17 protein-coding genes are annotated in these 19,927 nt (G+C 73.9%); 8 read left to right on the top strand and 9 right to left on the bottom strand.

Features of this window, described 5'->3' with window-relative positions; translation table 11 throughout:
- Positions 1 to 2: 2 nt before the first annotated feature.
- On the bottom strand, positions 3 to 2,093 hold the full coding sequence (locus ABKW28_RS07720) for an acyltransferase family protein (protein ID WP_348607909.1): 2,091 nt from the start codon (positions 2,091 to 2,093) through the stop codon (positions 3 to 5).
- Positions 2,093 to 3,664 carry a sulfatase gene (locus ABKW28_RS07725; protein ID WP_348607912.1) on the bottom strand — a complete coding sequence of 524 codons (1,572 nt, stop codon included), beginning with the start codon at positions 3,662 to 3,664 and terminating at the stop codon, positions 2,093 to 2,095. The genes ABKW28_RS07720 and ABKW28_RS07725 overlap by 1 nt, the downstream gene beginning before the upstream one ends.
- Before the next feature lie 174 nt (positions 3,665 to 3,838).
- Here ABKW28_RS07725 and ABKW28_RS07730 point away from each other — a divergent pair, with 174 nt between their 5' ends.
- The 3 genes from ABKW28_RS07730 to ABKW28_RS07740 all read left to right on the top strand — a co-directional run bounded on the left by ABKW28_RS07730 (position 3,839) and on the right by ABKW28_RS07740 (position 8,003).
- Complete coding sequence (locus ABKW28_RS07730) at positions 3,839 to 4,375, top strand: SigE family RNA polymerase sigma factor (RefSeq protein WP_348607914.1); 537 nt, start codon at positions 3,839 to 3,841, stop codon at positions 4,373 to 4,375.
- Positions 4,372 to 5,709, top strand: coding sequence for a hypothetical protein (locus tag ABKW28_RS07735; protein WP_348607917.1), 1,338 nt, complete (start codon positions 4,372 to 4,374; stop codon positions 5,707 to 5,709). The genes ABKW28_RS07730 and ABKW28_RS07735 overlap by 4 nt, the downstream gene beginning before the upstream one ends.
- Positions 5,710 to 5,783: 74 nt before the next feature.
- Entirely contained in the window at positions 5,784 to 8,003 is a 2,220-nt protein-coding gene (locus ABKW28_RS07740) for a UvrD-helicase domain-containing protein (RefSeq protein ID WP_348608021.1), read from the top strand.
- Positions 8,004 to 8,009: 6 nt separating this feature from the next.
- On the opposite strand, the gene ABKW28_RS07745 is transcribed toward ABKW28_RS07740, so the two are convergent.
- A complete protein-coding gene (locus ABKW28_RS07745) occupies positions 8,010 to 8,921 on the bottom strand; it encodes a homocysteine S-methyltransferase family protein (RefSeq protein WP_348607919.1) in 912 nt (303 codons plus the stop codon).
- Between the two features lie 76 nt (positions 8,922 to 8,997).
- Here ABKW28_RS07745 and ABKW28_RS07750 point away from each other — a divergent pair, with 76 nt between their 5' ends.
- The 5 genes from ABKW28_RS07750 (at position 8,998) to zwf (ending at position 15,057) form a co-directional block, all read left to right on the top strand.
- The gene (locus ABKW28_RS07750) at positions 8,998 to 9,612 is read left to right on the top strand and encodes a TetR/AcrR family transcriptional regulator (protein ID WP_348607922.1); all 615 of its coding nucleotides are present in this window, start codon (positions 8,998 to 9,000) and stop codon (positions 9,610 to 9,612) included.
- Positions 9,613 to 9,672: 60 nt separating this feature from the next.
- The gene (locus tag ABKW28_RS07755; protein WP_348607925.1) at positions 9,673 to 11,586 is read left to right on the top strand and encodes an anthranilate synthase family protein; all 1,914 of its coding nucleotides are present in this window, start codon (positions 9,673 to 9,675) and stop codon (positions 11,584 to 11,586) included.
- 145 nt (positions 11,587 to 11,731) lie between these two features.
- Positions 11,732 to 12,325, top strand: coding sequence for an aminodeoxychorismate/anthranilate synthase component II (locus ABKW28_RS07760; protein WP_348607927.1), 594 nt, complete (start codon positions 11,732 to 11,734; stop codon positions 12,323 to 12,325).
- Positions 12,322 to 13,581: an anthranilate synthase component I family protein gene (locus tag ABKW28_RS07765; RefSeq protein WP_348607930.1), complete on the top strand. Its 1,260-nt coding sequence runs from the start codon at positions 12,322 to 12,324 to the stop codon at positions 13,579 to 13,581. The genes ABKW28_RS07760 and ABKW28_RS07765 overlap by 4 nt, the downstream gene beginning before the upstream one ends.
- Before the next feature lie 24 nt (positions 13,582 to 13,605).
- Positions 13,606 to 15,057 (top strand): glucose-6-phosphate dehydrogenase, encoded by a 1,452-nt coding sequence (gene zwf, locus ABKW28_RS07770; protein ID WP_348607933.1) that lies wholly within the window; start codon positions 13,606 to 13,608, stop codon positions 15,055 to 15,057.
- 18 nt (positions 15,058 to 15,075) lie between these two features.
- Here zwf and ABKW28_RS07775 read toward each other — a convergent pair whose 3' ends face one another.
- The 6 genes from ABKW28_RS07775 to ABKW28_RS07800 all read right to left on the bottom strand — a co-directional run bounded on the left by ABKW28_RS07775 (position 15,076) and on the right by ABKW28_RS07800 (position 19,908).
- On the bottom strand, positions 15,076 to 15,927 hold the full coding sequence (locus ABKW28_RS07775) for a thioesterase family protein (protein ID WP_348607935.1): 852 nt from the start codon (positions 15,925 to 15,927) through the stop codon (positions 15,076 to 15,078).
- Positions 15,928 to 15,937: 10 nt separating this feature from the next.
- Complete coding sequence (locus ABKW28_RS07780) at positions 15,938 to 17,368, bottom strand: HAMP domain-containing sensor histidine kinase (RefSeq protein WP_348607938.1); 1,431 nt, start codon at positions 17,366 to 17,368, stop codon at positions 15,938 to 15,940.
- Positions 17,365 to 18,039, bottom strand: a complete 675-nt coding sequence (locus ABKW28_RS07785; protein WP_341229819.1) for a response regulator transcription factor — start codon at positions 18,037 to 18,039, stop codon at positions 17,365 to 17,367. The genes ABKW28_RS07780 and ABKW28_RS07785 overlap by 4 nt, the downstream gene beginning before the upstream one ends.
- Positions 18,040 to 18,131: 92 nt before the next feature.
- Complete coding sequence (locus ABKW28_RS07790) at positions 18,132 to 19,025, bottom strand: fructosamine kinase family protein (protein WP_348607941.1); 894 nt, start codon at positions 19,023 to 19,025, stop codon at positions 18,132 to 18,134.
- Positions 19,022 to 19,531, bottom strand: a complete 510-nt coding sequence (locus ABKW28_RS07795; RefSeq protein ID WP_341229810.1) for a low molecular weight protein-tyrosine-phosphatase — start codon at positions 19,529 to 19,531, stop codon at positions 19,022 to 19,024. The genes ABKW28_RS07790 and ABKW28_RS07795 overlap by 4 nt, the downstream gene beginning before the upstream one ends.
- The gene (locus tag ABKW28_RS07800; RefSeq protein WP_348607944.1) at positions 19,528 to 19,908 is read right to left on the bottom strand and encodes a phage holin family protein; all 381 of its coding nucleotides are present in this window, start codon (positions 19,906 to 19,908) and stop codon (positions 19,528 to 19,530) included. The genes ABKW28_RS07795 and ABKW28_RS07800 overlap by 4 nt, the downstream gene beginning before the upstream one ends.
- Between the last annotated feature and the right edge of the window lie 19 nt (positions 19,909 to 19,927).

The following is a 19,927-nucleotide window of genomic DNA, read 5'->3' on the forward strand; positions in this document are numbered from 1 at the left end:
GCCTAGGAGCGGGCGATCCGGTCGAGCTCGGTGCGCAGCTTCTGGTTCAGCGCCCGGGCCAGGCGGTGCACGAACGTGACCGTGAGGTGGCCGCGGAAGTAGTAGACGACCTGGTCGTCGACGACCGTCGGGCAGCGCTCCTCGCGGCACAGCCAGGGCAGCGGGTTTACGAAGCCCAGGCCCAGCTCGTCGCTGAGCTCCTCCTGCGCCTCGAGGATCCGCGTCACCTCGGGATCCAGGCTCATCTCGCAGTCGGCGGGGGTGGCGCCCTCGGTGTCGAGGCAGGCCACGAGGTCCTCCTCCCGGTCCAGCCACGGCGTCTCGCCGAGCACCACGACGTCGGCGCCGCTGGCCTGCAGCCGCTCGGCGCTGCGCCGCATCCCGGCCACCCACTGCTCGCCGAAGTCGTCCTGGGCCATCGTCGACATCACGACCACGTCGGGCGCGAGGTCGTCGACCTCGTCGAAGGCCCACTCGCGCCACTGGGTGCAGTCCTCGCGGGACAGCGAGGGCGAGTCGGCCAGCGTGCAGCCGGTCTTGACCAGGTGGTGGACCCGCCAGCCCCGGGCCTGGCCGATCTGGTCGAAGGCCGGCAGGAACATCCCGGCGTGCGAGTCGCCGATGACCACGACGTCGTCGAGGTCCTGGCCGTCGTGCGCGCCGACCGTGCACACGTCGTGGGAGGTCTGGTCGGAGCTGCGGGCGTAGCAGCGGTTGTCGACCGTGCGGTGGAAGGTGTCGCCCCGCAGCTCGGACAGCGGCGGCTCCAGCTCGTCCGCCACGGGCTCGTCGGCCCGCTCGACCGCCTCGCGCAGGTCGCGGCGCGGCTGGCGGGTCGCGGTGGGGAAGTCCTTGCCCGAGGCCCGCTCGGCGCGCTCCACGCGGGCGAAGTACTCCGACTCCTGGTCGAGGTCGGGCCCGTTGACGCCGACGACCACCACCGAGGTGACCAGCACGGCCACCGAGGCGGGCCACCAGGCCAGGGCGACCAGCCGCGCCGGCCGCAGCCGGCCGGTGTGGAAGGGCACCTCGACCAGGGTGTGGGTCAGCATCGTGGCGAGCACCGCGAGCCCGATCGCGCCGACGAGCTCGAGGAGGGTCGGCTCGCGGCCCAGCCGGGCCTCGGCCAGCACCAGCACCGGCCAGTGCCACAGGTAGAGCGAGTAGGAGCGGTCCCCGAGCCACTGCAGCGGGGCCACCCCCAGCAGCCGGCCCGCCGCGAACCTGCCGGGACCCGCCTCGGAACCCGGCGTGCCCGCGGCCACCAGCAGGCAGGTGGCCCCGACCGGGAGCAGGGCGACCACGCCGGGGAAGGCGCTCGTGTCGTCGATGACCCACAGCGACAGGCCCAGCCCGGCGAGGCCGACCCAGCCGGCTGCGGTGCGCAGCCCGGCGGGCAGGGCCGCCAGGCGCGGCACCAGCAGCGCGAGACCGGCCCCGGCGGCCAGCTCCCAGACCCGGGTGGTGGTGGTGAAGTAGGCGGCCTCGGGCGTGCTCGCGGTCAGGCTCACCGACCACGCGAGCGAGATCGCGACGACCGCCGTGACCAGCAGCCCCAGCGCGGGCGAGCGGCGTACGCCGCGACCGCGCAGCCGGGTCGCCAGCAGGGCGGCGCCGAGCACCAGCAGCGGCCAGCCCAGGTAGAACTGCTCCTCGACGGCCAGCGACCAGTAGTGCTGGAAGGGCGACTGGTCGGCGCCCTGCGCGAAGTAGTCGGCGCCCTGGGCGGCCAGGTCCCAGTTGATCGCGAAGAGTGCCACGAGGACCACGTCGCGGGTGACCTCGGCGGTGCGCACGTCGCCGAGCACCAGCACCGAGCCGAGCAGCGTGGCCAGCGCCACCAGGGTGGCGGCGGGCAGGATGCGCCGCGCCCGGCGGGCGTAGAAGTCGCGCAGCGAGATCGTGCCGCTGCGCTCCAGCTCGGCCAGCAGCAGCCCGGTGATCAGGAAGCCCGAGAGCACGAAGAAGACGTCGACGCCCAGGAAGCCGCCGGGCAGCCATCCGGCGTGGTCGAGGACGACCAGGCCCACCGCCACCGCGCGCAGGCCCTGGATGTCGCGGCGGTGCGGCCGCGACCGCGTCGCGCCGGGCACTACCGCCCCGGCTCCGGCAGCGGGCCGAAGTCCTGGTGGCACTCCTCCGCCCCGCGGCAGCCCGAGAGGATCTCGGTGCGGCGCGCCAGCTCGGCCTCGACCGCGGCGTAGCGCTCGCGCCCGGCGACCGACTGCACCTGGCCCGGGTCACGGTCGCGGTCGTACAGCTCGACGAAGCCGTCGTGGAAGCGGGCGTAGGTGTAGCGGTCGGTGCGCAGCCCGCGGTAGAGCCAGCCGGTCTTGCCCGTCTCCGGCTTGTAGGGGCCGCCCTGCAGCAGCACGCCTCCGGGATAGAGCTCCTCGCTCTGGAGGCCCTGCCACAGGTCGAGCAGCGAGGTGCCGTCGGTCAGCAGGCTCGGCGTCGCGCCGGCGATGTCGAGGAAGGTCGGCACCAGGTCGACGATGGTCGCGGTGGCATCGGTGCGGGTGCCGGGCTCGATGCCGGGCCCGCGCACCAGCATCGGGGTCCGCACGCTCTCCTCGTAGGGCAGGATCTTGCCGAACCAGCGGTGCTCGCCGAGCTGGAAGCCGTTGTCGGTGATGAAGACCAGGTAGGTGTTGTCGAGCTCGCCCTGGGCGCGCAGCTCCTCGACGAGCGGGCCGATGGTGTCGTCGAGGCTGGCCAGCGCGCTGGCGCGCCCGCGGGCCGAGCGCACGACCGTCTGCTCCGACATCTTCGGCTGGCGGCGCACCAGGGCCTGCTTGTCGGAGAGGTCGTCCTCGTTGAAGGCGGGCGAGCGGGTCACCGAGCGGGCCAGCTCGTCGGCGGCGTCCTGGTGCGGGGTCTTGCCGGTGCGCTCCTGCTCGGCGAGGTAGGTGGGCGAGGAGCGCGGCGGCTCGAGCCCGCAGGTGTCCTGCTCGCAGGTGCTGCGGCGGCGCGAGGGGTGCGGGGCGAAGTGGCTGACCCACATGAAGAACGGCTCGTCGCCCTGGCTGAGCTCGTCCACGTACTCGACGGCCTTGTCACCGACGTAGTCGGTGTAGTAGCCCTCGACGCCGACCACCTCGTCGCCGTCGAACTGCTTGAAGTCGTAGTAGTCGGCGTAGCCGTGGCTGGTGGCGTTGAAGATGTCCCAGCCGGGGTCGCGGCCGTCCTGGTGGGAGTAGCCGTTGAGCATCTTGCCCAGGAAGGCCGTGCGGTAGCCGGCCTCCTGCAACCAGACGCCGACGTGCTGGCTCTCGTCGAAGGCGTCGTAGCCGCCCTGCGGCGGGAAGTTGCCGCGCACCCCGTTGTTCTGGGCCAGCTGGCCGGTCATCAGCTCGGCGCGCGCGGGGCAGCACAGCGGGTGCGGGGTCAGCGCGTTGTCGAAGGTGACACCCTCGTCGCCGATCAGCCGCTCGACCTCGGGCAGGAACTGCATCTCGTCGAGGCGCTGGTCGTCGCTCGAGACCAGGACGATGTTGGGGCGCTCCCGGCCCAGGAAGCCGGGCGCCTGCTGCGCGCCGGTGCTCCCCGGCGGCGGCGGGTCGGTGCGGATGTCGGCGACGGCCGCGACCGTGAGCAGCACGACGAACGCCGTCAGTGCGGCCAGCAGGGGCCGCGGCAGGCGCGGCGGGATGAGCGAAGGCACGCCAGACCTCGGGATCGGGGGCGGGTGTCCCCCCAACCTACCGACGTCCCCGGGGAGCGGGCGAACTGACGATATCGCGGCCCGCAGGCAACCATCCGTCATCCTCGGGTGGTCCACCAGGACATGACCACCACCACCGGGACGCGCTCGGGCCCGTCCCGCCCAGGAGGATCCGTGGCACCACGGCCGGGCGACGCGCACGTCGCCTTCGACGAGTTCGTGCTGGCCCGCTCCTCCGGACTGCTGCGCACGGCGTACCTGCTCACCCACGACCACGCCCTGGCCGAGGACCTGCTGCAGACCGCGCTGGCCAAGGCCTGGTTCGCCTGGGACCGCATCGACCAGCACGAGGCCTACGTGCGCCGGATCCTGGTCACCACCTACGCGACGTGGTGGCGCCGGCGCTGGAACGGCGAGCACCCCACCGACGAGCTGCCCGAGGCCGGCGGGTCGCCCGACCCGACCGAGGCGGCCGGGCAGCGCCACGACCTGTGGAGCGCGATGGAGCGGCTGCCGCGGCGCCAGCGGGCCGTGGTGGTGCTGCGCTACTTCGAGGACCTCACCGAGGCCCAGACCGCCCAGGTGCTCGGCTGCTCGGTCGGCACCGTCAAGAGCCAGGCGTCGAAGGCGTTCGCCAAGCTGCGCATCGACCCGTCCCTGGCGCCCGTCCCCACGACCAGCTCCCGCACCGAGACCGAGGACCGCTCATGAGCACCGTCGACGACCTGCGCAGCACCCTCGAGGACCGGGCCCGGGCGGTCGACGACCCCGGCGCCTCGCCCCGTGTGGTGGCCGTGCACGAGCGGGTGCGCGGGCTGCGTCGCCGGCGGCGCGCGACGGCAGCGGTGCTGGCGGCCGCGGTGGCCGTGGCCGGGGTCGGTGTCGGCAGTCGGGTGCTGCTCGACGACGGCGCCGGCCCCGAGCCGGCGGGGCCGCCCCAGGTGGTGGCCGGCCAGCAGGTGCCGGGCTCGGTCACGGTGGGTGGCAGCGAGTACGACTACGTCAGCGCCGCTGAGAAGGGGAGCGACGACGACCGGCTCGTGCTGAGGCTGAGCCCCAGCGAGCGGCTGCGGGCCGTCTCGCTGGTGGCCAGCGACCTGGGTGAGGGCTGGGCGACGCTGCGTCACGACGACCGGCCCGCGGCCCGGCTGCTGGGCGAGGGCGGGAGCAGTGCCGCGGTGCCCGTGGAGGGGGAGCGGCCCCGGTTGGTGGTCGACCTGCACGGGGTGCCCGACGAGGCCCGGGTCGGGCTCGCGGTCTTCGAGCGCACCGGCGTGCCCGCCGCGAGCGTCGTGGCCGACGACGGGTCGGCGTACTTCCGCCCGACGGTCGACGACGCCGAGCTGCTCGACGCCGCCTTCGGCGAGCCCGGCCAGGGGGAGGTCTCGCTGACCGTGCGCACCTCGCTGGACGACCTGCAGACCTCCGACTTCTGCCGCACCGAGGCCAAGGGGCTGTGGGTCAAGACCAGCATCGACGGCGGCGGCTGGAGCGGGGGGCGCTGCTCGCCCGGAGGCGACGACCAGCAGGTCGACGCGGCCGCCAGCCACTCCAGCCCGGGCAGCACCGGTTCCCCGGTGCGCGAGCACACCGTGCGTGTCTACGTCACGCGCGGGTTCGAGGGCACCGAGCCGGTCTCGGACGCCAGCACGGTGCTCGGCCTGGGGGTCTACGAGCAGGGTGCTCGCGAGAGGGTGCTCGGGATGGACGTCCCGGGCACGGTGGACTCCGACGGCCGCCGATGGCGCATCGACCAGGTGCTGCCCGCCACCGACGCCCAGGGCGTCCTCACGACGCTGCCGGCGCAGGACGAGGCCGTGCTGCTCGGCATGGTGGCGCGAGGCGGCGCCGGTGGGGCGCTGCGCTGGCGCGGCTCGGTGTCGGGGCGCGCCGACGACGGGATCCGCTTCCTGGTCTCCAGGGGCTCGGGCTACGGCCTCGAGGGACAGCTGCTGCCGGGGGAGGAGTGGACGCTGCGGGTCCTCCAGCAGCGTGCGGAGAAGCCCACCGAGGTGGCGGTGCTCCTCTACCGACCGGTGTCCTGAGGCGCCGCCGTGCCGTCCTCTGGCAGGGACCGGTAAAGTCCCCTCCTTGCACGAGGAGCAGCACGGTGAAGGGGATGCGGGCGTTGACCGAGGATCTCGCAGCGCAGGAGACCGCGCGCGAACAGGCGTACGTCGACAAGGTCTACGCGCAGCTCTCGCTGTCGTCGGCCGCGGCCCAGGCGCTGGCCCGCGAGGGCCACGACCGGGGCCGGCTGGGCCACGAGGGCGGCCTGGTCGAGCGCGACGCGATGGTCTTCCAGGCCGCGCGGCGCATCGCCCAGCTCGACGCCGCCCACGAGGGCCTGGTCTTCGGGCGGCTCGACCTGCACCCGGGCCTCGACCCGCAGCCGCGCTACATCGGGCGCATCGGCCTGCGTGACGCCGAGCGCGACTCGCTGCTCATCGACTGGCGCGCCCCGGCCGCCGCGGTGTTCTACCAGGCCACGGCGGCCACGCCCCAGCAGGTGATCCGCCGCCGGGTGCTGCGCTCGGACGGCCCCCGGGTCGTCGGGGTCGAGGACGAGCTGCTCGACGCCGAGGCGCTCGAGGAGACCGGCGCCGACCTGCCGATCATCGGCGAGGGTGCGCTGATGGCGCAGCTCTCGCGCGCCCGCGACCGCACCATGCACTCGATCGTGGCGACCATCCAGGCCGAGCAGGACCAGGCGATCCGCGCGCCCAGCAAGGGCGTCGTGGCGATCTCCGGCGGCCCGGGGGTCGGCAAGACCGTCGTGGCGCTGCACCGCGCGGCGTACCTGCTCTACACCGACCGGCGCCGCTACGAGACCGGTGGCGTGCTGATCGTGGGCCCCAGCGGGGTCTTCATGCGCTACATCGAGCGGGTGCTGCCCAGCCTCGGCGAGACCGCGGTGGCGCTGCGCTCGCTCGGCGAGGTCGTCGACGGCGTGCGGGCCACCCGCCACGACGAGCCGTCGGTGGCCGACGTGAAGGGCGCGGCCCGGATGGCCGAGGTGGTGCGCCGCCTGGCGCGCCAGCAGGCGCCGGGCAGCCCGAGCGAGTTCCGCGTGTTCTACCGCGACGACGTGCTGGTGCTCGACCGCGGCCTGCTGGGCCGCATCCGCCGCCAGCTGATGTCGCAGGGCCGTCGCAACCGCCAGCTGCCGCGGGTGCCGGGGGTGCTGCTCGACGCGCTGTGGCGCCAGGTGCGCGGCGAGCGCGGTCGCGAGCGCGGCCGGGCCTCCTTCGACGACGACCTGCTGGGCGACCAGAAGTTCCTCGACTTCGTCACCGCCTGGTGGCCCCCGCTCGACGCCCCGACGGTGCTGGCCTGGCTGCGCGACCCCGAGGTCCTGGCGCGGGTCGCCGAGGGCGTGCTCTCCTCCGAGGAGCAGCGGGTGCTGGCCAAGTCGTGGGCCGACCTGCCCGAGCACCCGCTCGGCAGGGACCTCACGGTCCAGGACGTGCCGCTGCTCGACGAGCTGCGCTACGCGCTGGGCGACGTGCCCGAGCGCACCGACGACGAGGCCTCGCTCGCCGACACCTCGCTGCTCGAGGGCGGGCACGACATGGCCGAGCTGATGACCGCGGCCGACCGCGAGTACGCCCCCTCGGGGCGCGCCTGGGCGCCGCCGACGCACAAGATCGACGACGACCCGTTCGCGCACGTGCTCATCGACGAGGCGCAGGACCTCACGCCGATGCAGTGGCGGATGGTCGGGCGCCGCGGCCGCACCGCGTCGTGGACCATCGTCGGCGACCCCGCCCAGTCGTCGTGGCCGGTGCCCGACGAGGCGGCCGCCGCGCGCGCCGAGGCCATCGAGGGCAAGGCGCTGCACGAGTTCCACCTCTCCACCAACTACCGCAACTCCTCCGAGATCTACGCCCACGCCGCGGCGTACGCCGAGCGGGTCGGCCTCGACGCCGACCTGCCGACCGCGGTGCGCTCGACCGGCGTGGAGCCGCGGGTCGTCGAGGACGCCCCCGACCTCGAGGCAGCCGTGCGCGAGGCCGTCGTCGACCTGGCCGGCCGGGTGGCCGGCACCGTCGGCGTCGTCGTCCCCGCTGCGCGTCGCTCCGAGGTCAACGCCTGGCTGGCGTCGTGGCCCGAGCTCGCCGACGACGCGAAGGGCGCCCGCGCGGCCATCGACTCCTCGGTCACGCCGTCGGGCGAGGACCGCGTCGTGGTGCTCACCGGTCTCGACACCAAGGGCCTGGAGTTCGACGGCATCGTGGTGGTGCGGCCCCAGGAGATCGAGGACGAGTCCCAGACCGGGCGGGCCACGCTCTACGTCGTGCTCACGCGCGCGACGCAGCTGCTCACCACCGTGTCCTGACACGGCTCACGCCCCGACCAGCGCCGCGACGTGGCGGGCGTCGGTGCCGCAGCAGCCTCCGACGATCGCGAGGCCGGGCAACCGGTCGCGCAGCGCGGCGTACGACGAGGTGAGCAGGGGCAGGTCCCCCGGGTCGAGGTGCTCGGCGTCGTCGAGCTCGGCGTGGCTGAGCGTGGAGGCGTTCGGGTTCACCTGCACGACCCGGGCGAGCCACTCGCCCTCCTGCAGGCCGGGGGCGATGTGGGTGGGGTGGGCGCAGTTCACGATGAAGCCGTCGGCGGCCCCCTCCTCCTCGAGCAGCGTGATGGCCTCGCGCAGGGTGCTGCCGTCGGGCAGTCGGCCGTCGGTCTCGACGGTGAAGCCGACGAGGACCGGCAGACCGGCCCGCCGGGCGGCGCGGGCGACGCCGAGCCCCTCGGCCGCGGTGGTCATCGTGTAGGCCCCGACCACGTCGACCCCGGCCTCGGCGAAGGCCTCGACCTGGGGCAGGTGGAACTGCGCCGCCTCCGCGGCGGTCATCGCCTCGCGGGCGACGTAGCCGTCGCCGCGCGGGCCGACGGCGCCGATGATGCGCACGTCCTCGACGTCGTCGTACGACGAGCGCAGCTCCTGCATCAGCGCGACGGCGGCCCGGTTCGCCCGGGCCAGCGCGGCGTCGTCGTAGCCGAGGGTGGCCCCCCAGTCGTGGCTGGCGCGCCAGGTGGGGGTCTCGAGCGTGAGCCCGCGGGCGGCGCGGCGGGCCACGGCGGCGTACTGGCCGTAGTAGTCGCGCAGGTGCTGCCGGCCGGCCTCGTCCTCCACCAGCGGGAAGGACGCGAACTGCGGCAGGTCGACGCCCCGGTTGAAGATCAGGTCGGTCTCGAGCCCGCCGTCGCTGACGTAGCGACGGCCGGACTCCCAGAAGTGGGTGGTGCTCATGGCGGTGGTGTCCTCTCGTGTACCAGACTGTTCAGTCTGGTTGTAGCAGACCGGGCGGTCTGGTACAACGGCATTCATGCCGAGGGACGGGACCATCAACCGCGAGCGGATCCTCGACGCCGCCCAGCACCTGGTGATCGAGAACGGCTTCGCGGCCACCTCGCTCGACCAGGTCCTCACCGCGGCCGGGACCTCGAAGGGGGCGTTCTTCCACCACTTCGACTCCAAGCTCGACCTCGGTCGGGCGCTGACCGAGCGGTACGCCGCCGCCGACGTCGCCCAGCTGCGCTGGGCGCTGGAGCAGGTCGCCGACGTCGAGGACCCGGCCGAGCGGGTGGTCGCGTTCGTGCGCTGCTTCGAGGAGGCGGCCGAGGAGATCATGTCCGCCCAGAGCAGCTGCCTCTACGTCGCGGTCCTCACCGAGCAGCAGCTGGTCGGCAACGGCACCACGGACCTGGTCACCCGGGCCATCGAGGCCTGGCGTGAGGAGATCGCCCGGCTCCTCGAGGCGGCCGCCCAGGACCGGGGCCTGGACCTGGGCGACACCGACGCCTTGGCCGACCACGTCTTCGTCACCTTCGAGGGTGCGTTCCTGCTCTGCCGCTCGACGGGGAGCCCCGCGCACATGCGTGCCCAGCTCGGCGTGCTGCGGCGGTTGCTGGGCGCCGCCCTGGGGGTGCGTGCGGCCTGAGGGTGCCAGCGTCGTCCCGTCCGCGCGGGCACGCTGTCGCCGGCCACTAGGCTGCGGGGCATGACTGAGGCCATGCCTGACGCCCGCGCCGCGATCGAGGCGATCCAGGGGCACGAGGCGTGGGCGATCATCCGGCGCTCGACCCGGGCCGGCGACAAGGACACCGTCGGGCTGGTGGGCGGGCGGCGCAGCGTCGTCGAGTCGCTGCTCGACGTGCCGCTCGAGGAGGGCGCACCGGCCGACGGCCACATCGCCGACCGGCTGCTGGCGATCCCGTTCCGCCAGGTCGCCGAGCGCGGCTTCGAGGCCCACGACGACGGCACCCCGCTGGTGGTCGTCGACGTCGAGACCGAGCTGGAGTTCTCGGTCGCCGAGGTGGTCGAGGCGATCGACGACACCGGGGTCGAGTTCACCGACCGCGGCGGCTTCGAGACCGACGACGCGGCGTACGCGAAGGTCGTCGACACGATCATCCGCGACGAGATCGGGCAGGGCGAGGGCGCCAACCTCGTCGTCGGGCGCCACTACCGCGCGAAGGTCGCCGACTGGGGCACCGCGACGGCGCTGAGCGTCTTCAAGCGGCTGCTCGAGCGCGAGCGCGGCGCCTACTGGACCTACGTCTTCTTCACCGGCGACCGCTTCCTCATCGGCGCCAGCCCCGAGCGGCACGTCTCGATCCACGACGGCGACGTGCGGATGAACCCGATCTCGGGCACCTTCCGCATCCCGCGCGAGGGCGACGTGAAGGCCTCGCTGCTGGAGTTCCTGCGCGACGAGAAGGAGATCTACGAGCTCTTCATGGTCGTCGACGAGGAGCTGAAGATGATGTGCGACATCTGCCACGAGGGCGGGCAGGTGCTCGGGCCGTTCCTCAAGCCGATGACGCACCTGGTGCACACCGAGTACCTCCTGGCCGGGCGCACCGACCGCGACCCGCGCGAGGTGCTGCGCGACACGATGTACGCCGCCACCGTCACCGGCAGCCCGGTCGAGAACGCCTGCCGGCTGATCAAGGCCTACGAGTCGGAGGGCCGCGGCTACTACGGCGCCGCGCTGGCGATCCTGGGCCGCGACGAGCGTGGCGGACCGGTCGTGGACAGCCCGATCGTGATCCGCAGCGCCGACGTCGACCTCGAGGGCAACCTCAAGGTCACCGCCGGCGCCACGCTGGTGCGCGACTCCGACGCCGCCTACGAGGTGGCCGAGACGCACGCCAAGGCCGGGGGCATCCTCAGCGCCTTCGGGCTGGTGCCGCCCGCGCCGGTGCCGACGGTCCCGGTCGCCGAGCTGGCCGCCGACGAGGACGTGCTGATCGCCCTCAACGCCCGCAACCGCCGGCTGTCGTCGTTCTGGCTGACCGACCAGGGCGACGAGGACCCCGACCCGCGCCTGGCCGGGCGCAGCGTGGTGATCCTCGACGGCGAGGACGACTTCGTGAACATGCTGCGCCACGTGATGGGCGTGATCGGGCTGAGCAGCACCGTGGTGCGCCACGAGGACTACGTGCCCGGCTGCCTCGACGGCCACGACCTGGTGATCGTCGGGCCCGGGCCCGGCGACCCCCGCGACGACACCGACCCCAAGATGCAGAACCTGCGCGCGGCGGTGGCGGCGCTGCTCGAGAGCGAGCAGCCCTTCCTGGCGGTGTGCCTGGGCCACCAGGCGCTGTGCCACCAGCTGGGGCTGCCGCTGGCCTACAAGGACATCGTCTTCCAGGGCACCCAGTCGCCGGTGCGCCTCGCCGGGCGCACCGAGCGGGTCGGCTTCTACAACACCTTCGTGGGCCGTGTCGACGACGCAGGCGCGCTGCCGGCGGGCGTCGAGGTCGACACCGACCCCGACACCGGCGACGTGCACGCGCTGCGCGGCCCGCACTACCGCGGCATCCAGTTCCACGCCGAGTCGATCCTGACCCAGAACGGCTTCGACCTGCTGCACACGCTGGTGCGTGACCTCCTGGTCACCGAAGGATGACCGATCGGAGGATGCCCGCCGGGAGGGGACCTGTAAGGTTGTCTCTCGACACGCACTGCGCGTCGAAGCCCGATGGTGACTGCCCCCCAGCTCCATCGGGCTTGTCGCATTTGTGGGTGTCGCACCTCCGGGGCGAGCCGTCGCCGTGACGGCCGTGCCCGACGTGGTCGTGGTCGACCACCACGACTCCTACACCCAGAACCTGGTGCACCTGCTGGCCGAGGTGACCGGGCGGCTGCCGCGGGTGGTCCAGCACGACGAGACCGACCCCGACGACGTGCTCCGGCACAGCCACGTCGTGCTCTCGCCGGGCCCCGGGCGCCCCGACGAGCCGCGCGACTTCGCGGTGGGGGTCGAGGTGCTGCGTCGCGCCACCCGGCCGGTGCTCGGCGTCTGCCTGGGCATGCAGGGCCTGGTCACGGTGTACGGCGGCCTGGTCGGACGGGTGCACCCGGCCCACGGCACGGTCTCGGCGCTCGACCACGACGGGCGCGGGGTGTTCACCGGGCTGCCGCAGGGCTTCGACGTGGTGCGCTACCACTCCCTGGCCGCGCTGCGGGTGCCCGACTGCCTCGAGGTCAGCGCCACCTGCGCCGGCGCCGGTCCCGGCGACCCGCCCGTGGTGATGGGGGTGCGCCACCGCGGCCTGCCGCTCGAGGGTGTGCAGTTCCACCCCGAGTCGGTGCTCTCGCGCCACGGCGCCGCACTGGTCGGCTCGTTCCTGCGGGGGGCGGCGTGAGCGACCCGGCCACCGACCCCGTGGCGCTCTTCGAGCGGACGGCAGCGGCGTACGAACGGTGCTTCTGGCTCGACGGCGGCGGCGCCCGGGAGTGGTCGGGGCGCCGTTCGATCCTCGGCTGGCTCGAGCCCGACGACGTCTCGCTGAGCTACGACGCGACGCGCCGCGAGGTGACCCGCCACGCCGGTGGGCGCGCCGAGGTGGTCGGCGACGACGTGTTCACGGTGCTCGAGGCCGAGCTGGGCGCCGGGTCGCCGCGCGACCAGTGGTTCGGCTACCTCGGCTACGCCAGCCGCCCCGACCTGCCCGCCCGACCCTCGACCGACCTGCCCGACGCGGTGTGGATGCGCCCCCGGCACGTGCGGTTCTTCGAGCACCGCGGGGGAGCCGGCGGCGCGACCGCTGGCCTCGGGACGGGTGCCGCACAGCCCCCTCGACCTGCGTCCGCGGCCTACCGCGACGCGTTCGCGCAGGTGCAGGAGCGGCTCCGGGCGGGCGACACCTACGAGGTGAACCTGACCCTGCGCGAGGAGGTGGTCTCCGACCTCGACCCGGTCTCGGCCTACCTGCGGCTGCGCACGCTCAACCCGGCGCCGTACGCCGGCTTCCTGCAGCACGACGTGGCGGGCGCGCGGGGGTGGCTGCTGAGCAGCAGCCCCGAGCGCTACGCCCTGGTGGGGGCCGACCGGGTGCTGGAGACCAAGCCGATCAAGGGCACCGCGCCCCGCGGCGCCGACGCGGCGAGCGACGAGGCGCTGCGCGAGGAGCTGGCCCGCGACCCCAAGCAGCGCGCCGAGAACCTGATGGTCGTCGACCTGCTGCGCAACGACGTGGCCGGCGTCTGCGAGCCGGGCTCGGTGCGGGTGCCGGCGTTGATGGAGGTCGAGACCTACGCCAGTGTGCACCAGCTGGTCAGCGTCGTCTCGGGGCGCCTGCGCGCCGACGTGAGCACGGTCGGCGCGCTGCGCTCGCTCTTCCCCGCGGGGTCGATGACCGGGGCGCCCAAGCTGCGCACGATGCAGGTGATCGACGCCGTCGAGGCCACGCCCCGCGGTGCGTACGCCGGTGCCTTCGGCTGGGTCAGCGCCGACGGGCGCGCCGACCTCGGGGTGGTGATCCGGGCGCTGAGCACCCGCGGCGACGGCACCTGGCGCCTGGGCACCGGCGGCGGTGTGACGGTGCTCTCCGACGTCGGGGCCGAGTGGGCCGAGGCCCGGTTGAAGGCCGACCGGTTGCTGGCCGTCTTCGAGGCGTAACAAGGGACCGTTAGCCTCGGGGCCATGGAGAAGCCGCACGTCGTCGTCCTGTTCGGCGCGACCGGGGACCTGGCCCGGCGCAAGCTCCTCCCGGGGCTGCTGCACCTCTACCAGGCCGACCTGCTGCGCGATGCCAAGATCGTGGGCACCTCGCTGGAGGACCTGACCGACGAGGAGTTCGTGGCGCTGGCGCGCAAGTCGTGCCAGGAGTTCGCCACGGACGACTTCGACTCCGAGACCTGGCACTCCTTCGCCGCGATGCTCAGCTACGTCTCGCAGGCCGCGGGCTCCGATGCGCTGCGCGACGAGGTCTACCGCGCCGAGACCCAGCTGCCCGGCGACATCCACGACAAGCGACGGCTGCACTACCTGTCGGTGCCGCCCAGCGCGGCGCTCGACGTGCTGCACCAGCTCGACGAGTGCGACCTGGTGGAGCGCTCGCGGGTGGTGATGGAGAAGCCCTTCGGCACCGACCTGGAGTCCGCGAAGGTGCTCAACGCCCGCGTGCACGAGGTCTTCGACGAGTCGCAGGTCTTCCGCATCGACCACTTCCTGGGCAAGGAGGCGGCCCAGAACATCCTGGCCTTCCGTTTCGCCAACGGCCTCTTCGAGCCGATCTGGAACCGCAACTTCATCGACCACGTGCAGATCGACGTGCCCGAGACCCTCGGCCTCGAGGGCCGCACGTCCTTCTACGAGGCGACCGGCGCCTACCGCGACATGGTGGTCACCCACCTGATGCAGGTGCTGACCTTCATGGCCATGGAGCCGCCCACGTCGCTGACGCCCGACCCGATCAGCGACGAGAAGCTGAAGGTCTTCCGGTCGATGAAGCCGATCGAGCCGCACCACGTGGTGCGCGGGCAGTACGCCGGCTACCGCGGCAAGGAGGAGGTCGCCGACGACTCCGAGACCGAGACGTTCGTGGCGCTGCGGGTCGAGATCGACAACTGGCGCTGGGCGGGCGTGCCGTTCTACCTGCGCACCGGCAAGAAGCTCGCCGACAGCGCTCGGATCATCTCGATCGCCTTCAAGGAGCCGCCGCTGACGATGTTCCCGGCCGGCTCCGGGGTCGGCACCCACGGCCCCGACCACCTGACCTTCGACCTGGCCGACCAGTCGCGGATGTCGCTGTCCTTCTACGGCAAGCGGCCGGGCCCGGGGATGAAGCTCGACAAGCTCTCGATGCAGTTCGCCACCCACGACACCCCCGCCTCGGGGCTGGTGCTGGAGGCCTACGAGCGGCTGATCCACGACGCGATGCGCGGCGACCACACCCTGTTCACGACCTCGGAGGGCATCGAGGAGCTGTGGGCTAAGTCGACGCCGCTGCTCGAGGACCCGCCGCCGGTGCGCAGCTACCCACCCGGCTCGTGGGGCCCCAACGCGATCCACCAGCTGATCGCGCCGCGCGCCTGGCGGCTGCCCTTCGAGCGCGAGTGGCGCGACACCGGCACCACCATCCCCGAGGCCTGAGCCGCCGGCCGAGCAGGCTCAGACGTCGTCGCCGCGGGCCCGCTCGTCGGAGCCCAGGTCGACCGAGCGGCGGGTGTTGGTCATCGCGGTGACCACCGTGGTGCCCAGGCGGCCCTCGCGGTCGAAGATGGTCGCGGTGCCCACGGCGATGCCGTCGTGCTCGACCCGGTCGCTGGCCTCGAGCCCGACGGTGACGCCGACGGGGCGACGCGCCAGGGTCAGGGTGATGTCGGCGTTGATGTGCTCGACCCCGCGGCTGCCCCAGTTGCTGGTCAGGCTGGTGCCGTCGGCCATCGCGGCGGCGGCCTGGAAGCCGGTCAGCGGCTCGCCCGAGACGATCGCGGGCGGGGTGCTCCAGGTGGTCTTGCGTCCGGCGTTCTGGTGCTCGCGGAAGTTCTGCGACCAGTCCGCGTCGCTGCGCAGGTAGGGCACGTGCGGCTCGTCGGAGACCGGGGCGACCTCGAGCGGCGGCGGCTGCGGCGCGTCCTGGGGCATCCACACCTCGCCCGTCGGGGCCTCGCCGGTGCGCAGGAACAGCGCCGAGGCCCGGGCGGTGGTGACCTGCTCCCCGTCGCCCTCGCCGTCCACGTCCTGGCGCAGGTGCACGTCGACCAGGCACAGCCGCGGGCCCTCACGCACCACGGTGGTCTCGAGCCGGCAGGGACGCATCCGGGTGGCCCGGAAGAGGTCGACGCTCAGGCGCACCGGCACCAGCTCGGCGCGGCCGAGGTCGGCGACGGCCCGCTCGGCGGCGCGGCCCAGCGCCCCGCTGACGGCGACCCCGTGCAGCTGGTCGTCCGACCAGCTGCTCAGCGCCATGGGGGTCGGCACGAGGGTGTCGCCGTCGCTGGTGAAGAAGGAGAGGTCCACGGGCGAGACCCTAGAGGTCGCGCGGGCCCGGCGACCTCCCGGGCAGCTGCAGCACCAGCCGCGCCCCGCCGTACGTCGACGCCTCGGCGCGCACCGTGCCGGAGTGCCGCTCGGCGGCCTGCGCCACGATCGCCAGCCCGAGCCCCGAGCCGGGCATCGAGCGGGACTCGTCGGCGCGGTAGAAGCGCTCGAAGACGTGGGGGCGGTCGTGCTCGGCGATGCCGGGCCCCTCGTCGTCGACCGAGAGCTCGCCCCCGGCCAGGCGCACCCGCACCGTGGCGCCGTCGGGGCTCCACTTGGCCGCGTTGTCGAGCAGGTTGGTGACCGCGCGCTCGAGGGTGCCGGACTCGCCGACCACCTCCCAGGCCTCGGTCTCGACCTCGAAGCGGACCCCGGGGGCGCGGCGGCGCACCCGGGCCACGGCGTGCTCGACGAGCTCGGCGAGGTCGACCGTGCCCACCACGTGGGTCAGGGGCTCGTCGCGGGCCAGCTCGACGAGGTCGCCGATGAGGGTGGTCAGCTCCTCGGTCTGCGCGCGGACGTCGTCCATCAGCTCCTGGCGGGCCTCGGGCGGCAGCCGCAGCGCGTGCGGGTCGCCGTCGGCGGCGGTGGCCTGGCTGAGCAGGTCGATGTTGGTGCGCAACGAGGTCAGCGGGGTGCGCAACTCGTGCCCGGCGTCGGCGACCAGGCGCCGCTGCCGGTCGCGGGAGGCCTCGAGCGCGGCCAGCATCTGGTTGAAGCTGGTGGAGAGCCGGGCGATCTCGTCGTCGCCCTCGACCGGGATCGGGGTGAGCTGCTCGGTGCGCGCGATGGTCTCGACGGCGCCGGTGAGCCGGCGTACCGGCTTGAGGCCGTTGCGGGCCACGCCCCAGCCCGCGAAGCCGGCCAGCACCACGCCCGCGAGCCCGAGCAGCAGGGTGACCACGCCGACCTTGGCCATCACCTTCTCCTGCGCGTCGAGCGACTGGGCGATGACCAGTGCCTGGCCCTGGCTCTGGGCCGGCACCGCGACCACGCGGAAGCGCTCGCCGCCGGCCTCGACGGTGCGCAGGCTCGAGCCGCGCCCCTGCAGGGCCACCCGGGTCTCGGGGTCGCCCAGGGCGATGCGGGCCGCGTCGGGGTCGCGGTCGGCCGAGACGATCTCGGGCTCGGGTCCGGCGGTGAGGAAGGCGATGCGGATGTCGCCGGCGCCCAGCGCCCACGAGGGGATGTCGTTGGCCACCGTCAGCTGCTGCAGCGCGTCGGCGCTGGCCGCGGCCTGGGCCCGGTCGAGCAGCGACTCGTCGAGGGTGTCCTGCAGCTGCATGCGCATCGTCAGGTAGGTGCCGGCCGCGACCAGGGCCACGGTGAGGCCGACGGCCATGGTGGTCAGCAGGGTGACCCGCCCGGCCAGCGAGCGGCGGAAGCCGGTGAGCCCGGACGGCCCGGGGGCCGGGCTCATGACTCCTTCAGCACGTAGCCGACGCCGCGCACGGTGTGCAGCAGCCGGCTCTCGCCCTCGGCCTCGGTCTTGCGCCGCAGGTAGCCGACGTAGACCTCGAGGGAGTTGGCGGTCGTGGGGAAGTCGTAGCCCCAGACCTCCTCGAGGATGAACGAGCGCTCCAGGACCCGGCGCGGGCGCCGCAGGAACATCTCGAGCAGCGCGAACTCGGTGCGGGTCAGCTCGATCAGCCGCTCGCCGCGGCGCACCTCGCGCGTCGCGGTGTCCATGCTCAGGTCGGCGAAGGCGAGGGTCTCCTCGGGGTCGCCGGCGGCGGGCACCGTGCGCCGCAGCAGCGCGCGGAGGCGGGCCAGCAGCTCCTGCAGCGCGAAGGGCTTGGTCAGGTAGTCGTCGGCGCCGGCGTCGAGGCCGTCGACCCGGTCGCCGACGGCGTCGCGGGCGGTCAGCACCAGGATCGGCACGTCGTTGCCCGAGGCGCGCAGCGCGCGCGTGGTCTCCAGGCCGTCGAGGCGGGGCATCATCACGTCCATCACCACCACGTCGGGGCGGGCGGAGGCGATGCCGGCCAGCGCCTCGGCGCCGTCGGTGGCCAGCGCGACGGCGTACCCGTTGAACTCCAGCGAGCGGCGCAGCGACTCGCGCACGGCCTTGTCGTCGTCGACCACGAGCACCGTGGACCGGCTGGTCGTGGGGGCGTCGGCAGCGTTCACCCTCCCACTGTGCCAGGACGCCCTGAGTGGTGGCTGAGAGCGAGGGGTGAGCGTCAGAGGTAGCGGGAGGCGAGGTCGGCGGCGCGGGCGCCGTACCCGCCGCCCATCAGGCACGCGTGCACGAGCAGCGGGAAGAGCTGGTGCAGCGCCACCCGGTCCTCCCAGCCCTCGGCGAGCGGGTGGGCCTCGTCGTAGGCCGAGAGCACCACCGGCAGGTGCGGCAGCCCGAAGAGCGCCAGCATCGCCAGGTCGACCTCGCGGTGCCCGCCGTACGCCGCGGGGTCGACGACCCAGGGCGAGGCCGGGGCGCCGGGGGCGGCGCCGCTCGTGGTGTCGGTGCCCCACAGCACGTTGCCGTTCCACAGGTCGCCGTGCAGGCGGGCCGGCGGCTCGTCGGGCAGCAGCGTGGTCAGGCGGCCGACCAGCCGCTCGATGGTGGCGACGTGGGCGTCGGTCACGGCGCCGCGGTCGCGGGCCAGCTTGAGGTAGGGCAGCACCCGGCGCACGGCGTAGAACTCCGCCCAGGTGTCGGCGCTGCGCTGGGGCAGCGGCAGCCGGGCGATGAACCCGTCACGCTCGGCGCCGTACGCCGGCGCACCGGCGCGGTGGGTGGCGGCCAGCGCGCGGCCCAGGTCGGCGGCGGCCTCGGCGCTGACCCGGCCGGGCTCGATCCAGCGCAGGATCACGCAGTCGCTGTCGGCGGCCAGCAGGGCCGGCACCTGCACGCCCTCGGGCGCGGTCTCGGCGAGCCAGCGCAGGCCGGCGGCCTCGGCCTCGAAGAAGCCGGGGGGCGCCTGCGAGAGGGTCTTCATCAGCGCCGTGGTGCCGTCGGAGAGCCGCAGCTTGGTGGCGCGGGCCACGTCGCCGCCGGCGACCGGGGCGGTGGCGACCACGGCGGAGCCGAGGAGCTCCTCGGCGCGACGGGCGATCACGGGCTGGCGCGTCATGGCAGACCCGTCGCCTGCTGCAGCGCGGAGACGAGCGCGGCGCTGGTGCGCTCGACCATGGCCAGCACCTCCTCGAACCCCTGGTCCCCACCGTAGTAGGGGTCCGGCACCTCGCCACCGGTGCCGACGGGGTCGTGGTCGCGGTAGAGGTGCACCCGCTCGCTGCGTCCGCCGAGGTCGGCGAGGTTCTGCTCGTCCATGGCCAGCACCAGGTCGTGCCGGTCGAGCCAGCCCGGGTCGACCTGGCGGGCCCGGTGGGCGGTGGGGTCGTGGTCGGCGGCCAGCAGCGTGGTCGCGGCCCGGGGGTCCATCGGCTTGCCCGTGTGCCAGCCGGCGGTGCCGGCGCTGGCGACGCTGACGCGGGCGCCCAGGCCGGCGTCGTCGACGCGCCGGGCCAGCACGACGTCGGCCATCGGGGAGCGGCAGATGTTGCCCAGGCAGACCAGGGCGACGGCGTAGCGGCCGGGCTCCCGCGGCGGGGGCAGCTCGCCGGGGGCGGGCCTCACCGCTCGGAGCCGATCAGGTTGTCGACGGCCCAGGTCACGACGGTGATGACGATCGCTCCGCCCACCGCGGGCCAGAAGCCGCTGACGCGGAAGCCGATGTCGAGCAGCTGGGCGATCTCGTCGGTGAGCAGCAGCATCGCGGCGTTGATGACGAGCAGGAAGAGCCCGAGGGTCAGGATGATCAACGGCAGCGCCAGCAGCTTGAGCACGGGCTTGAGCAGCGCGCTCACGGTGCCGAGGATCGCGGCGACCACCAGCAGGGGCACGATCTTGTCGGCCAGCTCGGCGTCGCGTGGGGTGAAGCGGATCCCGTCGAGCAGCCAGGCGGCCGCCGCGAGGGCGATGGCGTTGGTCAGGAGCCAGGTCACGAAGCGCACGCCCCGAGTGTGTCAGGTC

Origin of the sequence: Nocardioides sp. 31GB23, assembly GCF_040012395.1 — a bacterium.
In the GTDB taxonomy this organism is placed as follows: domain Bacteria; phylum Actinomycetota; class Actinomycetes; order Propionibacteriales; family Nocardioidaceae; genus Nocardioides; species Nocardioides salarius.

Coding starts and splice junctions, on each gene's coding strand:
- ABKW28_RS07735 (WP_348607917.1), top strand. CDS start 4,372: ATGAGCACCGTCGACGACCTGCGCAGCACCCTCGAGGACCGGGCCCGG.
- ABKW28_RS07740 (WP_348608021.1), top strand. CDS start 5,784: ATGCGGGCGTTGACCGAGGATCTCGCAGCGCAGGAGACCGCGCGCGAA.
- ABKW28_RS07745 (WP_348607919.1), bottom strand. CDS start 8,921: ATGAGCACCACCCACTTCTGGGAGTCCGGCCGTCGCTACGTCAGCGAC.
- ABKW28_RS07750 (WP_348607922.1), top strand. CDS start 8,998: ATGCCGAGGGACGGGACCATCAACCGCGAGCGGATCCTCGACGCCGCC.
- ABKW28_RS07755 (WP_348607925.1), top strand. CDS start 9,673: ATGACTGAGGCCATGCCTGACGCCCGCGCCGCGATCGAGGCGATCCAG.
- zwf (WP_348607933.1), top strand. CDS start 13,606: ATGGAGAAGCCGCACGTCGTCGTCCTGTTCGGCGCGACCGGGGACCTG.
- ABKW28_RS07780 (WP_348607938.1), bottom strand. CDS start 17,368: ATGAGCCCGGCCCCCGGGCCGTCCGGGCTCACCGGCTTCCGCCGCTCG.
- ABKW28_RS07790 (WP_348607941.1), bottom strand. CDS start 19,025: ATGACGCGCCAGCCCGTGATCGCCCGTCGCGCCGAGGAGCTCCTCGGC.